Here is a 14,967-nt window from a genome sequence, read left to right as displayed (position 1 = left end):
ACAAACAACTGAATATCAGTCCGTACTTGTTCCGTGAACAATTGTACAAATTACCAATTGAAGACATTGACGACGCTGGCATTCAGCAATTGTACCGCCACGTGGTGGATAACTTGGCAACTAAAATCGACATGTTAACTACCATAGGTACAGACGAGTTTCTTTACAACTCGCTTAAATATTATGGTCAGCCAAGTCACCGTGATATTGCTAACGCTAAATTCCTTTTACACGCCCCTGACATCCAGTCTGAGCTTAATCCAACCCGTATTGATGCTGATGGTGCGGTTGCATACTTTAAGCAGCAGGCGGCAGATTGGGCGATGGAATGTAAAATCGAAACGTCGACCAAAATCGTCGCAAAAGCTATGGTTAACAATTCAAAAAACAATTGTTGATTAATAAAAGCGCGACCTTCAGCGACGTTGAATTGCGTGCTTTTGCGCACCATGAATTGGGCATTCATATGTTTACGACGTTGAGTGCCCGTGCTCAACCGCTTAAAGTGTTTTCCTCGGTCTTGTCGGAAATACCCATACTCAGGAAGGATTAGCCATATTCAGCGAATATTGCTCGGGCAACCTAACCTTGAACCGCCTTAAGTCATTGGCACTGCGGGTTATCGCCGTACACTTGATGTTAGAACAAAATAACTTTCTAAAAACCTATCAAACGTTAGTTAATGACTACGACTTAGGCCAAGAACAAGCCTTCACAATAACCACTCGGGTTTATCGTGGTGGTGGCTTTACAAAAGACCACCTTTACTTACGTGGATTTATCGACATTGTAACGATGGCTGAAAATGGAGAACCTATTGAAGATTCTATTGGTAGGTAAAACAGGTCTACTCGATTTACCCGTCATTTCTGAGATGATCGCCCGTGGTATGTTACAAAAATCAGCACCGCTTTTTGAATTAAAAGTAAGCAAAGAAAACACCATTATTGATTATCTTATTCGCGGCGTGCACGTTTAACCGGTCTGGATATGAGTGGTATTAGATAGCGTTTTAAAACAATCTATCTAATACCACAAATATTTAATGGCCAAAAACCCTGACTTATTGAGAAAACTATTGTTTAACCCAGTAGATTAGTTATCCTACTGGCATGGACGTGAAAGTATTTAAAACATTTTTAGAGGTTGCCAATACGCGCCACTTTGGTCGCGCTGCTGACAACCTTTACATTACCCAAGCTGCGGTAAGTGCGAGGATAAAACAGCTCGAAGAGTTTGTTAACGCACCACTATTTGTTCGCCTTAAAAACAACATTACGTTGACCCTCGCTGGCGAGCGACTATTACCTTATGCCACCACTATGGTGCGTGCATTGCAGCAAGTTAAATCCGAAATTTCGCTAATTGACGCTAAGCTTATGCCGTTTTCTATCGCGGCTACTCCAAATGTGTGGGATGCGTATTTTCAAAATTATTTGACCGTCGCTGCTAACGCATTTGATGAATTGGCGTTTAAAACTGAAATGTTGGGCATTCGTCAATTACATGCGTCTATTATTGATAACACCTTAGATTTAGCTCTGATGTTTGACCCCTTCTTGACTAACGAAGTATGCAGTGAACAAATTGCCCAAATTAATTTGTCCCTCGTTTCAAGTGAACCTAATGTCAGTGCCGAACAAGCCATGTCTAAAGGCTATATCTTTGTAGACTGGGGAGCGCAATTTGCGTCAGAACATGAAGCTAAATATGGCCGTAATTTTGTACCAAAACTCAAAACATCCACGGGCCGCATCGCGTTAGACTTTTTATTAGCCCAAGGTGGCAGCGCCTACCTTCCTAATGCTCTAGCTGAGCCTTTTATCGAAAGTGGTGAATTGCACCGAGTAAAAGGTAAACACGCCATGAAGCGCTCTATCTACGCCGTCTATCAAAAACATAATCGTAATGTCGACATTGTTGAGCAAGTTGTAGAGGTTATCGATCAGTCATCGCCTCAACGTCCTGCAATTCTAGAAATGGCCTCAAACGTCGAATAATATTTTTTGTTGATACCACAAAAATTAATCGTTTTTCAATTTTCAAAATTGGGACTAATTTAACGTTAGTTTTTCCATAGGAGAAAAAGACGTGAAAAAACTATTAGTTGGGTTCGCATTAATAAATAGCTTTATGTTTAGCACTTTGGCGTTTGCTGATGGTGACGTGGTTACACAGCCAGCAGATAAAGAATTTGTTCAAGAAACTTATGATTACTGTGTAAGCATGCAGACTAGCGAAGAGATCGATAAACAATCTTTGTTAGAATGTCTTAACAGTGAATTAGAATATTATGAATACACGGGGTTTGCGTCGATAGAACAAGCCTTGTCTTTTGCTAAAGTTGCAGACGACGAAAGTAAATAAAACAATACGTTGTTTGGCGAGTTAAGAGGCGGTTTCCCCAACTGCTTTCTATCTGAGACTTGCCTCTATAGGAGAGTTAATAACAGCATTAACTCTCCATTTTCATCCTAAAAACACCAACAAAAGGATGAATTCAACCGTACTTTTTCTATGACATTTAGGGTGTTGAATCCCTGCGATTTAATGAATAAATAGCAATGTTGCACTGCCCAAAAATACAAAAAATCCCGTTACGTCTGTTACTGTAGTTAATATCACCGAGCCCGCGAGTGCTGGGTCAATCCCCAATTTGTCTAATATCATTGGGATCATTATTCCGGCAAAAGACGCAATTGTCATATTGACCACCATTGCAAGTGCGAGAATTGAAGATAAGCCTGGATTGTCGAACCAATACATAGTGACGACAGTGACCAACATAGCCCACAAAACCCCATTTATCGCCGCAACTTTTAACTCTTTGCTCCGCAATACTTTAAAATTACCTTTACCTAATTGCCCAGTGGCTAGCCCTCGAATAGTTAATGTTAATGTCTGACTACCCGTAATCCCGCCCATACTTGCCACAATAGGCATAAGCACTGCAAGTGCCACAACTTCAATGAGTACCGCATCGAAAATGCCGATCACAAACGATGCTAGAAATGCCGTGACAAGGTTTATCCCTAACCATACCGCTCTGCGTCTTGCAGACACTGCAACCGGTGCAAAGAGGTCTTCGTCACTCACCTTCCCCATATGCGCGAGTTGCTCTTCATAATGCGCTTGAAAAACATCCAGTGCGTCATGGATTGAAAACTGACCTAAAAATACACCGGTTTTAGTCACGATTGGCAACGCAGCTTTGTTTGACCCACGAACTAAGTCTGATGCTTCCAATAAACTGGCTTGATCTAAAATCACTTTTTCATTTGGAATGACCAGTTCTTTTACATCGGTTTTTTGACTGGAATTTAAAATATCGCTAATTTTGACTTCGCCAACGTATATCAAACTATCATCTACAACAAAATAACTGCCCCCGTCATTTGTTATGTCACTCGACTTAATTTCATTAATAAGGTCTTTAACAGACGCTTTTTCATTTACTGTATATACATTTGCGTTGGCATACCGACCAACTTGATTTGAAGAATAGCTCAGTGACGTTTCGAGAACACTCTGCATTACGGGGTCAAGTTTGTTAACCAGTTTGGCCGCTGTACGTTTAGGCAATACATCTAGTATGCCCATTACTTCTGCGTTGGTTGCCGAGCTAATAGCCTCTGCAATTACCTGTTGCGGCAACACTGCAATAAACTGATTTCTTGCATCCTCGCGCATAACAGCGAGCACTGTACTTTGCAATTCTACAGGGATAAACGCCCACAATTTTATCCGCTGGTCATTTGTTAACCCTTCAAATACACCAGCCCACTGAAATGAATTTAACGTTTGGCAGACATCAGGCAATTCAATAGGCTCAATTGCCAACGCCGCGATGAGCGGCTCCAAATCTATTGCAAGTGAATGGTTTTCCATCTACGCGTCCAACACTTCGTTTTTTGACGTATCTTCTAACTGTTTATGTTTCTTTTGTTCAATTGACCATAACGTCAAAAGGTCTTCAACTAATCGTTGTTCAATCTTTTTAGACTGCTTTGTTGGGCAAAATAAACTCATTGTTATCTTGATTTTGCCTATATCTGTTGTACTCACAATAAACGCAGGTTGCGGCCCAGATATTTTTATATCTAAGCGAGTTTCTATCAAAGTATTATATCGCTCGGCCACGTCACTAAAATCGGCACAATATTGATTGGCCTTCTCAATCATCACGTCCCTTATAATAAAGGGGTTAAAGTTGGTATCTTCTCGTACAATCGAAAACGAGTGATTAACATAACGTCTCATATAGTTAAGGTTAATAATCGGCAACATGATCAATTGGCTATTAGGAACAAATACACTGCGGCCTGTATAGCTATGATCTTTTGGGTCAAGCTCTAATAAAGTCACTTTTGCCCAATCGGTAGCGGTTACTTCGCCGGTAAAATCTTTGGTTTGGATCCAATCCCCAACTCGAAATGGATTCGTACTGGAAATATAAATAAATCCAACAACGCATTGAATGATTTCTTTTGTTGCTAATACGATAGCGACGATAAACGCCGCAATACTTAACGCAAAACGCTGTAACTCAGCACTCCATAACGCAAACAACGAAATAAATAAAATCGCGTTAATTACGTTTTTTGTGTTGTTTATTAAGTAACGTTTGTCTGCAACCGGTTTAGATGATTTTTTTGATAAAACGAGTGACGCCGTTTTTGCCAAGCCACGCAAAAACGACGAATAAAACACTAATAAAAAATTGGCTTGTTAATAAATTTTCCAATGTTATCCCTTGGTTGTTTTAGACTTTAACTTATCAATCGTACCCAAAATACCTGTGCTAGATAATTGACTACCTAATTCTTTTTGTTTGGTTTGCAATAGACTCACACCTTCAACGACAAAATCGTAGATATACCATTCGCTGTCTTTATCCGACATGCGCCATTTGGTGGTCGCATTGATTGGCTTATCCTGACCGGTAAACTTCATTGCAACAGAAGCTAATTTACCTGACGGTGCTAAGGTCGAGGAAACAACCGTTATTTTTTCGTTGTTGTACCTTTTTAACGACTCTGCGTAGTTACTCACTAAATCTATCGTGAGCAACTCTACAAATTCAGCTCGTTGCTCAGGCGTTAACTTTTCTAAATGTTTGCCCAAAACCTTAAAGGTAAAATACTTGTGATCAATATGTGGCAAAACAACTGTATTTACTAATCCCTTTAATTCGGTTGAGTTTAAACCGTCATTTGCTTTTAGTTGCTTTAAAGCAACTTCAACTTGATCAAAAACGATTGTCGCCGTTTTACTCAATTCCTCGGCCTTGATTGAAAAAGACAAAGCCATAAAAAATATTGTACTCACTAACCCTAATTGTTTTAGGTTTACCATTATAAAATCCAATTTGGTTTAACACGTTATATGTTAGTTATAGAGGGAAATCGTTAATAATTAAAACGAATTATTTTAATTGCCGTGACAAATTTCAGTGATTGGCGTTTTAGCTAGCCGTTTTAAGTTCAATTTTGTTAAAAATGTATAGGTTAATAAATTTTAATTATATAAAAACAGTTCCATAATAGAGTTAATACTTTAAAATGTGTTTCAAATTTGACCTAACTGCCTAGAGCCCCCATGACCATAATAATTTGTACCTTGGCGATTATTGCCCTATTACTGGTAATTTTCGAAGAAGTCATCCACGTCAATAAAGCAAAGTCGACTTTGTTCATTGGTACGTTAAGTTGGTTATTGGCATACCTTGTGCCACTTCATGGTTCTACCTCAGCGCAGATAACTAATGAGTTAAACGAAAATATTTTAGAAATTGCGACGCTTTGGCTGTTCCTAATGGCTGCAATGACATTTGTCGCTTACTTAAACAGCAAAGGATTTATATCGAATCTCGTTCAACGGTTGCTTCCGAAAAAAATGAGCGAACGTAAGTTTATGCTATTAATTGGCGGCTTCTCGTTTCTGTTCAGTTCATTTGCCGACAACGTGACCGCAACCTTAGTCTCTGTTGCTGTTATCGCGTCTCTCGATATCCCAGCCCGTCAACGATTAAAATATGCAACATTAATAATTTTCGCAGTAAACAGCGGTGGGGTTTCACTCATCACCGGTGACGTAACCACACTGATGATTTTCCTAGAAGGCAAAGTGAGCATTGCGAACTTATTGCTGTTAATTATTCCATCTTTTACTGCGGTATTAGTTCTCGCATTGTTACTTGCACGAAATATGCGTGGCGAGCTGACCTTTGAGCAGGAAACATTACCCATTGAACGAAATGACAAAATCATCGCGTCGGTGTTTCTCGTCACTATCTTCTCCACTTTGTTTTTAAATGCGCTTTATCAAATTCCACCGGTCCTGACGTTTTTGTTTGGCTTAAGTTGCATGTTTTTAATCGCGCAGTATTTAGTTAGAAAAACAAATAAAAACGTCTTAAATTACATTCGTGAAATTGAATTTGATACCCTGCTATTTTTCCTAGGTGTCTTACTAATCGTTGGCATTTTGAAAGAAGTTGGCGTGTTAAACCAATTAACAAAAATATATACGGCTATGGATTACAGCGTCGCAAACTATATTCTAGGCATGCTATCTGCAATTCTAGATAACGTACCATTGACTGCCGCGTTGTTAAAAGCAGACATAGAAATGGACGTAGCAAACTGGTTAGCGCTAACTTACGCTACTGGCGTCGGGGGTTCGATGTTAGTCATTGGTTCTGCAGCTGGCATTATCGCAATGAGTAAAGTAAAAGAGCTAAATTTCATCAGTTATTTGTCGATGTTTGGTTACCTAATCGTCGCTTACTCAGTTGGTTACTGGTTAAGCTATGGACTGACAAGTACAGTCCTAAACTAATCATGTCATCCTAAAATTGCAAAGCTAGGACAGCATCCTGCGCCCCTGTATATTATTTTGCAGTGTATGTTTGTCCTTGCTTTACTATTTTGCCAATAAGAAAACGTTTTTAACGAAAATTAGTATTGAGGGACAAGCTCGCAATACCCTATTTTAAGTCACTCATCATTTCCCCGATTACGCAATCACGGAGGCAAAGCTCCTTCATACCTCTATTCATAGAAAAAGCCAATTCCCAGCGATTTAACGCTTGTATCTGAACCGAACGATTCAATAATGTATTTCCTGTTAGTGATTGCAATTAGGAAATGATTCACAGATCCATAATCATAGGCAATAATAGTTAAATATTAACTCGAGCAAACGATAGCCAAATTTTAGGAAAGCCAATGGCAAGAAATGGAACATTAATACTATTTTGCGGAAAAATGGGGGCGGGAAAATCGACAGCTGCAGTTAACATCAACAATGAACGTAATGGGATCCTAATCTCTGAAGATAAATGGCTGGCGTCACTTTATCCAGATCAAATCACCACGTTTGAAGATTACATTCGGTTTTCTGGTTTATTAAAACCGTTATTAAAAACACATGTGCAAAACATCCTTAAGACCGGTGCAAATGTGATTATGGACTTCCCTGCAAATACAATTAATCAACGAAAGTGGTTCGTTAGTTTATGTGCGGAGGCGAATGCAAAGTATGAGCTTATCTATTTGAAAGCCAGCAATGAGTTATGTTTAAAACAAATTGCACAAAGACGAATTGAGCAACCTTCTAGGGCAAAGTTCGATACAGAACAAGTATTTAATCATGTGACAAAGTACTTTGACGAACCCAACGAAATTGCCGCAGAAAACCTAACCGTCATAGAAAGATGCGAATAACAGAAAAGCTGAAATTTTGATCACATTATTTTAGTGTTAATTTGGGTTTGATAAAGTCTAAAAAGCAGTTATTCGCCTAGCCACAGCAGATGATTTATAAAATACAGCATTTATCTGTTCTCTTTCCGTATTCTGTATTCGGTATGGCGCTAATAACGAGATCAGTGCCCCAGACGCTATATCACCATGAACCATGAAACCAGATAAGCAGGCGATGCCATTACCTGTTAAAGCAAGCTGCCGTATTGTTTCACCATTACTTGCTGTAACGGTGGGCGCAATTGCCTCTCCTCCCTTTAAAGGCCACTTATTGAGAGACTTAATATCGGAAAAACCAATAATGTCATGTTGATATAAATCTTTAGGGTGTTTGGCCAAGCCTCTTTTTGCTATGTATTCTGGCGATGCGACAATATAAAGCGGACTATTACCTAATGCTTTAGCGTGTAATGTGGAATCTTCAAGTTTACCAATACGTATTGCAACATCAGTTCTCTTTTCAATAAGGTCGATAAATGCTTCGTTTGACCTTAGCTCTAATTCAATATCAGGATAAGCCAATTTGAAAGGGTGTATTAGTGGGATTAATTGATGAAATATAAATGGGCTAGCGGCATTAATACGTAGTTTACCCGCCGGCAGTTCGCCACGACTAATAATTTCATTTTCTGCAGTTTGAATCGACAGCAATGCAGTCCTAATGGTATTTACAAACTTACGGCCTTCTTCTGTTAATTCTATTCGCCTGATCGTTCGGGTGAGAATACTCACGCCAAGCTGCTTCTCTATTTTACTCACCGCCCTCGAAACCCGAGCAACCTGTATATCGAGCACATCTGCTGCCGCAGAAAAACCACCTGAATCTACGACACAGAGTAATACTTCTAAATCATCAGAACGCGTTTTTAAATCCAAAGCCAACCCCAATTAACACCATTAACAACAAAAGTGATTTGCCAATAACCACATTTATCACAACAGTATAACGCTTAATAATAGCGTCGGCAAAGTGACAACCCAATTAATTTGGATATGCGCTCACCTATACACTTTTAACTATTTGGAGATGATTATGCCCTTAGCAATACTAGCCTTGGCACTAAGTGCCTTTGCGATAGGCACCACAGAATTTGTTATCGTAGGTTTGTTACCTACTATGGCTCAAGATCTTAACGTAACGATACCTTCTGCCGGATTACTGGTTAGTTTGTATGCACTTGGTGTTGCCATTGGCGCGCCTGTACTTACCGCACTGACGGGTAAGTGGAATAGAAAACACCTTCTTCTCACAGTAATGGGCTTGTTTATCATAGGGAACCTTGTTGCATGGCAAGCACCGAGTTTTGAAATACTTATTGTAGCCCGAATTCTTACAGGACTTGCCCACGGTGTTTTCTTTTCCATAGGGTCGACAATTGCCACTGGATTGGTGCCCAAAGAAAAAGCCGCGAGCGCAATTGCAATTATGTTTACAGGTTTAACAGTGGCCTTAGTTACAGGTGTGCCGCTCGGTACGTATATCGGCCAGCATTTTGGTTGGGAAGCAACTTTTTTAGCCGTTTCTGCATTAGGGCTAATCGCAATGTGTGGCAGTGCAATGTTAATTCCTAACAACCTCAAACAAGCAAAACCGGCGAAAATTTCAGAGCAATTAAAGGTACTGACACATCCAAGATTATTATTGGTGTATGCCATTACTGCGATTGGCTATGGCGGGACATTTGTCGCATTTACTTATTTGGCTCCGATCTTAAACAACATTACAGGACTGAATAGCAATGTTATCGGTTTAGTGATGTTGGTTTATGGAGTTTCAGTCGCCATTGGTAATATTTGGGGCGGAAAAATGGCTGATAAAATGGGCCCTATTAAAGCCTTAACGGTTATATTTAGCGGTCTAGCGATTATATTATTTACTTTTAGTTTTACTGCGGTCCACCCTATAGCCGCCATACTTACAATTTTAGTATGGGGAGCATTTGCTTTTGGCAATGTCCCTAGTTTGCAGGTTTACGTTGTTTCTCTGGCCCAAAAGCACACACCTGACGCTGTCGATGTTGCGTCCGGTCTCAATATAGCCGCCTTTAATGTTGGTATTGCTTTAGGTGCATGGGGTGGCGGACTTATTGTAGCGGAGTCTAATTTAATAAATACAACTTGGGTAGGCGCAGTAGTAGTATTAGTTGCGTTAGTGCTCACTCGAATAAGCGGGGCATTGGACAACAAGGCTAACCTGTCTCTACTTGCTAAAGTAAGTTAAATTGCGGTTGAGTTAATTTAATGTCGAGTTTAGAAACCAAAAAGGCTACCAATCGGTAGCCTTTTTTATCTCATTTACAAACGGGTTATTCCTCGAAGTGAGTGCCCCATCCGTCATATTCCAATCCAGACTTCTCTGCAAATGCCACCATGATTTCAACTTCTTCGAAGATGATAACTTCATCTAGTGGACATTCAGTTTCAACGTCAAAGCAAAAGACTTGCTCGCCATCTTCAGTCTCAGCGACTTCTAGTTCAGATAAGTCCCAACCATTGAGGAAACCTTGCTGCATAGCTTCATCGGCTTTTGTCGCATCGTCAGCAACAAAATGGTGCTCTATTACATACATAGCTTCTTCATTAGAGCCATCTTCTAGTAGTTGCTCTACGATGTCATTGGTAAATTGTTGCCAATCGATTTGTTCCATTACTTATGCTTCCTTTCTTTCAGAAGTTGCAGTGGTTGGCGTTAACTCCGTATTTAATTCTTCGAGTTTTGCCGCCATTAAATTGTGTACGTGGTCAGCTTGTTCGCGAATATAGGTTTTATCATCTTGTTCAATTGCCACTGGCGGTAAATATTCGATGATAACTTTGCCATTATTCCAACGATTCAAATCAATCAATTCATGTGTATTACTAATTGCGACTGGAACAACAGGAACGCCAGCCATATGGGCCGTTCGGAACGCACCTGCTTTAAGCTTTAATAAACCACGACCTCGCGAACGAGTGCCCTCAGCAAATAGCCAAACAGAAATGTTTTGTTCTTTAATTTTTTCGCCGCCTGACTAATTGTGCCGTGGGCTTTATTTTTGTTTTTGCGGTCAATTAAGATATTGCCTGACAACCAATAAACTTGACCAAAAAATGGCATCCACTTAAGGCTCTTTTTACCAATACTAACGGTATTTGGTTGCACGGCGTTTGCAACTGTAAAAATGTCATACGTATTTTGGTGATTGCCAACATAAACAACAGGTGTATCTGGAATATTGTGCTCACCACGGATCTCGGTTTTCACCCCTAAAAAGGCAAAAATAAACCATAGGTATGAGCTACATGCCATACGTTATTTGGCTTAAATGGTCTAACTACCATAAACAATAAAAGGTATAGGGTAGACAACACAAAAAATACCGCCAACATGAGTAGGCGAACTAATTTCAACACGTAGATTGCTCCAATAAAAAATAGGACGGCATTGTAACAAACTCAGCGTACACTCGTTAGCTAAATATTGCGCTAATGCCTATCTATAAAGCCAAATTAAATAGCAGCGTTGCCATCAGATTCGATTTGTTCAACGTCTGTCACCACAATATCCTCGACTTCAATTTTGTCGACTCGTTGCAAACCACGTGGAAGTTTACTTCCTCTGCGTCCACGATCACCGCGATAATGTTCAATATCACGTTCACTCAATGTTAATTTACGCTTACCCGCATGCAACACAACGGCACTACCCTGCGGTACGACAACGAGTTGACGAACATATTCTTCGCGACTCGCAGAACGTGCCGAAGGAATATTGATGATCTTATTGCCTTTACCTTTGCTTAGTATTGGTAAATCTTTTAAAGGGAAAACCAACATACGGCCTTCATTGGAAATCGCTAAACACGAATCCGTTTCAATATCATAAACCGGTTGAGGTGCGTTTAATTTTGCCCCTGTTGGCAATTTAACAAGTGCTTTACCGGCTTTTTGTCGCGTCACCATATCTTCAAACGTGCAAACGAACCCGTAACCTGCATCGGATGCGATTAAATATTGTTTGTCCATTTTGGCCATAATGACATGTTCAATCACTTCACCCGCGACAATACTAAATCGACCACTTAGTGGTTCCCCTGACTTCTCGCCGACGGTAAGGTATGCGCCTCTGTCGAGAAACTGCGTCCAGAACTGGCGATAAACACGACTTGCTGATTACTCTTACCTTGGGCCGCATCTTTAAATCCATCACCAGATTTATAACTTAACCCTTCAACATCAATGCCATGCCCTTTAGCACAACGTGCCCAACCTTTGTCTGAAACCACCACCGTAATCGACTCACTTGGCACTAAGTCTTTGGCTGATATTGCTTTTGATTCACTGCGCACAACAATTGGTGAACGGCGGTCGTCACCATATTTTTCAGCATCTGCAGCAAGTTCTTTTTTAATGAGGTTACTTAACTTAACGCGAGAGCCTAATAAAGCTTCAAGGGTGTCACGTTCTTTTGCTAGTTCGTCCTGCTCACCACGAATTTTCATTTCTTCCAATTTAGCTAATTGGCGTAATTTTAATTCTAAAATGGCTTCTGCCTGAGTCGACGAGATAGCAAAACGTTCCATTAATACCGGCTTTGGTTTATCGTTCGCACGGATAATCTCGATGACTTCATCAATATTCAAAAAGGCTGTTAACAAACCTTCTAAGATGTGGAGTCTTGCTAAAATTTTATCGAGTCGATATTGCAATCTTCGGGTAATCGTTTCGCGACGATATTCTAACCATTCAGTTAATATCTGTTTAAGACCTTTAACTTTAGGTAAACCATCGAGTCCTAACATGTTTAAGTTAACGCGATAGTTCTTTTCTAGATCTGTTGAAGCAAATAAGTGCTGCATTACAGGTTCAATTTCAACGCGATTTGAACGCGGAACAATGATGATCCGAGTTGGGTTTTCATGATCTGATTCATCACGAAGATCGGTGATCATCGGTAGCTTTTTCGCCTGCATTTGAGCTGCAATTTGCTCCAACACCTTGCCACCAGAAACTTGATGCGGTAACGCGTTAATAACAATGTCACCGCTTTCTTCAACGTACGTCGCGCGCATTTTAATGCTGCCCTTGCCCGTCTCGTAAATTTTCGCAATGTCAGAAGATGGTGTAATAATTTCAGCTTCTGTCGGGTAATCTGGGCCCAGTACATAACCCATTAAGTCAGATAGCTCGGCTTTAGGATCTTTGAGTAAGTGAATACATGCATTGGTCACTTCACGAATATTGTGAGGTGGAATATCAGTCGCCATACCAACCGCAATGCCTGTAATACCATTCAGTAGAATGTGAGGTAAACGTGCAGGAAGTGTTTTTGGCTCATCCATAGTACCGTCAAAATTGGGTTGCCATTCAACGGTTCCTTGACCTAATTCAGATAATAGAAGTTCGCTAACTCGTGAAAGCCTAGCTTCGGTATAACGCATTGCAGCAAATGACTTAGGATCATCTGCAGCACCCCAGTTACCTTGGCCATCAACCAAAGGGTAACGGTAAGAAAACGGCTGCGCCATTAATACCATCGCTTCATAACACGCACTGTCGCCGTGAGGGTGGTATTTACCTAAAACGTCGCCAACGGTCCGAGCAGACTTTTTATATTTTGCGGTAGCCGACAGTCCCAATTCGCTCATTGCATAAATAATGCGTCGTTGAACAGGCTTTAAGCCGTCACCAATATGAGGTAATGCACGATCCATGATGACGTACATGGAATAATTTAAATATGCATCTTCAGTAAAGCGTCTAAGTGGCAGTTGTTCAACACCATCACTGCTTATGGTGGTCGTCACTTCGGTCATTCGTATTACCCTTTTATTATTATAATTCGGCGATATCCGAGTTTAGCGCAAGTCAGTTGAATAGAATTCTAACAGTTACTTTCAAAAACGACAGTCTTATCAACCGCCGTTGCTTGGATTTGTTTCAAGTGTGTTTTGGTCGCCGTTATCATTTGACTAATATCTGAAAACTCACAAGATTCAGCTACAACGACACACGCTGTTAATCCCAACTTATTTGATTGTATGGAAGCGTCACATTTATGCAACTGCAATCTAATTCGGTCGGCCAATATTTTTGCTTGTTGACGGTCAAAATCGGTGGCGACAACAAAAAAGTATCACCTTGTAATCGCCCTAAAATACAATTTGGCGGCAGTAATAAGGTTAAAGCCGCGACCATTTGTTGTAAAACTTGATCTCCACCTGATAACCCTTGGCTTTCATTGAGCTGCGCAAAATTATCTAGGTCGAATAACAAAAACGAAAATGGTGTTTGTTGCAAAAATAATGGTTCAGTAATATCAGGCAACCCATTAATGGTGGGCAGGCCAGTTAAACTATCAGCAATGAGTAAGTTTGTAGGCTTAAAATGCCTAATATAAATCGTTATTAAACAAACGATAAGGATGACAAACAAGGCGGTGACTAAATTTGACTTCGCATCGATTAAACGGCGAAGTTTGTTAATCGTATTGTCGGCGTTAACTTGGGTTAACGCCAACTGCTGTTGTAAATTTTCTTTGCTTATCGCTAACAATTTTGATTCGTATGCTATTTTTTGTAGTTTTGCCTGAGTCGCTTGTTCTATTGATAACTCTACGTACGCCGCAAGCTCTGCGGTAATGTCTATGTTGTCGTTAACATTGAATAATATGGACATGTATCGGGCATACCATTGAACATTATTTTGATATGGTATTTGGACAATTTCACTTTGCGCCTGCTGCCATTTTTCCTGCGCCATTAATATCTGAACTCGTTGCCCTATCAATTGGTTATTTAGCTTTTGTGCATTTGGCATTGAATAGGCAAATCGTTGTAATTGTTTCGCCATTGTCCAAAAGTGCTGTGCTTCTTCAATTTTCTTCTGTTTAAGCTGTAATTCGACAATTGCTATCACTACCTCAAATTGTGCAGCTCGGTCACGAATGGCATGCGCTTGGTCAAATAATGATTGTAACAATGGCTCAACAGTTGAAAATTTACGCTCGATTAATAAGACATCAACTAACAAAAGAGACGCTTCGCGTGCAATATTTGGCAGAGATAAGTGAGATGCAATGTTTATTGCACTTTTGGCGGCGACTTCTGCTAAAAAGTACTCTCGGTTTTCTTTATGCCAACGAGCCTTTTCTAAATAGAAGACAATCTTAGTTATGTTATTTCCCTGTTTAACAGCCAAGTTTTCTGCCTTGGCGACCCAA

12 protein-coding genes and 4 pseudogenes are annotated in these 14,967 nt (G+C 40.2%); 8 read left to right on the top strand and 8 right to left on the bottom strand.

Annotated elements, in window-relative coordinates:
- Positions 1 to 8: 8 nt before the first annotated feature.
- The 5 genes and pseudogenes from PN838_RS20700 to PN838_RS20675 all read left to right on the top strand — a co-directional run bounded on the left by PN838_RS20700 (position 9) and on the right by PN838_RS20675 (position 2,367).
- Positions 9 to 398, top strand: coding sequence for a tyrosine/phenylalanine carboxypeptidase domain-containing protein (locus tag PN838_RS20700; RefSeq protein WP_334313548.1), 390 nt, complete (start codon positions 9 to 11; stop codon positions 396 to 398).
- Positions 392 to 840 (top strand): annotated as a pseudogene (locus PN838_RS27600) (tyrosine/phenylalanine carboxypeptidase domain-containing protein). The gene PN838_RS20700 and the pseudogene PN838_RS27600 overlap by 7 nt, the downstream one beginning before the upstream one ends.
- On the top strand, positions 818 to 979 hold the full coding sequence (locus PN838_RS20685) for a hypothetical protein (protein ID WP_272181829.1): 162 nt from the start codon (positions 818 to 820) through the stop codon (positions 977 to 979). Before PN838_RS27600 ends, PN838_RS20685 begins: the two are co-directional and overlap by 23 nt.
- Before the next feature lie 139 nt (positions 980 to 1,118).
- Positions 1,119 to 2,000, top strand: coding sequence for a LysR family transcriptional regulator (locus tag PN838_RS20680; RefSeq protein ID WP_272181828.1), 882 nt, complete (start codon positions 1,119 to 1,121; stop codon positions 1,998 to 2,000).
- Positions 2,001 to 2,091: 91 nt separating this feature from the next.
- Positions 2,092 to 2,367 carry a hypothetical protein gene (locus tag PN838_RS20675; RefSeq protein WP_215965414.1) on the top strand — a complete coding sequence of 92 codons (276 nt, stop codon included), beginning with the start codon at positions 2,092 to 2,094 and terminating at the stop codon, positions 2,365 to 2,367.
- 180 nt (positions 2,368 to 2,547) lie between these two features.
- Here the strand turns inward: PN838_RS20675 and PN838_RS20670 are convergent, their stop codons facing one another.
- Genes PN838_RS20670 through PN838_RS20660 form a run of 3 tightly spaced genes read right to left on the bottom strand, consistent with a single transcriptional unit; the run spans position 2,548 to position 5,355 of the window.
- Positions 2,548 to 3,888: a magnesium transporter gene (locus PN838_RS20670; RefSeq protein ID WP_272181827.1), complete on the bottom strand. Its 1,341-nt coding sequence runs from the start codon at positions 3,886 to 3,888 to the stop codon at positions 2,548 to 2,550.
- Complete coding sequence (locus tag PN838_RS20665) at positions 3,889 to 4,710, bottom strand: mechanosensitive ion channel family protein (protein WP_272181826.1); 822 nt, start codon at positions 4,708 to 4,710, stop codon at positions 3,889 to 3,891.
- Between the two features lie 36 nt (positions 4,711 to 4,746).
- Positions 4,747 to 5,355, bottom strand: coding sequence for an MlaC/ttg2D family ABC transporter substrate-binding protein (locus tag PN838_RS20660; RefSeq protein ID WP_272181825.1), 609 nt, complete (start codon positions 5,353 to 5,355; stop codon positions 4,747 to 4,749).
- A 243-nt stretch (positions 5,356 to 5,598) separates the two neighbouring features.
- On the opposite strand from PN838_RS20660, the gene nhaD reads away from it, so the two are divergent.
- Both nhaD and PN838_RS20650 read left to right on the top strand, forming a co-directional pair.
- The gene (gene nhaD / locus PN838_RS20655) at positions 5,599 to 6,840 is read left to right on the top strand and encodes a sodium:proton antiporter NhaD (RefSeq protein ID WP_215965411.1); all 1,242 of its coding nucleotides are present in this window, start codon (positions 5,599 to 5,601) and stop codon (positions 6,838 to 6,840) included.
- Between the two features lie 389 nt (positions 6,841 to 7,229).
- Positions 7,230 to 7,727 carry a P-loop nucleotide/nucleoside kinase family protein gene (locus tag PN838_RS20650; RefSeq protein ID WP_272181824.1) on the top strand — a complete coding sequence of 166 codons (498 nt, stop codon included), beginning with the start codon at positions 7,230 to 7,232 and terminating at the stop codon, positions 7,725 to 7,727.
- Positions 7,728 to 7,752: 25 nt separating this feature from the next.
- Here the strand turns inward: PN838_RS20650 and PN838_RS20645 are convergent.
- Positions 7,753 to 8,648 (bottom strand): annotated as a pseudogene (locus PN838_RS20645) (LysR family transcriptional regulator).
- 151 nt (positions 8,649 to 8,799) lie between these two features.
- Between PN838_RS20645 and PN838_RS20640 the strand changes: the two are divergent.
- Positions 8,800 to 9,987 (top strand): MFS transporter, encoded by a 1,188-nt coding sequence (locus PN838_RS20640; protein WP_272181823.1) that lies wholly within the window; start codon positions 8,800 to 8,802, stop codon positions 9,985 to 9,987.
- Between the two features lie 85 nt (positions 9,988 to 10,072).
- Here the strand turns inward: PN838_RS20640 and rraB are convergent, their stop codons facing one another.
- From rraB to PN838_RS20620, 4 genes and pseudogenes are all read right to left on the bottom strand, one after another.
- The gene (gene rraB / locus PN838_RS20635) at positions 10,073 to 10,414 is read right to left on the bottom strand and encodes a ribonuclease E inhibitor RraB (protein WP_215965407.1); all 342 of its coding nucleotides are present in this window, start codon (positions 10,412 to 10,414) and stop codon (positions 10,073 to 10,075) included.
- A gap of 3 nt (positions 10,415 to 10,417) precedes the next feature.
- Positions 10,418 to 11,159, bottom strand: a pseudogene (locus PN838_RS20630) (1-acylglycerol-3-phosphate O-acyltransferase).
- A gap of 96 nt (positions 11,160 to 11,255) precedes the next feature.
- Positions 11,256 to 13,561, bottom strand: a pseudogene (gene parC / locus PN838_RS20625) (DNA topoisomerase IV subunit A).
- A 202-nt stretch (positions 13,562 to 13,763) separates the two neighbouring features.
- Positions 13,764 to 14,945: a diguanylate cyclase domain-containing protein gene (locus PN838_RS20620; protein ID WP_272181822.1), complete on the bottom strand. Its 1,182-nt coding sequence runs from the start codon at positions 14,943 to 14,945 to the stop codon at positions 13,764 to 13,766.
- Between the last annotated feature and the right edge of the window lie 22 nt (positions 14,946 to 14,967).

Origin of the sequence: Psychrosphaera algicola (assembly GCF_028401425.1) — a bacterium.
In the GTDB taxonomy this organism is placed as follows: Bacteria; Pseudomonadota; Gammaproteobacteria; order Enterobacterales; family Alteromonadaceae; genus Psychrosphaera; species Psychrosphaera algicola.
This window is presented reverse-complemented; position numbering and strand designations above follow the sequence as displayed.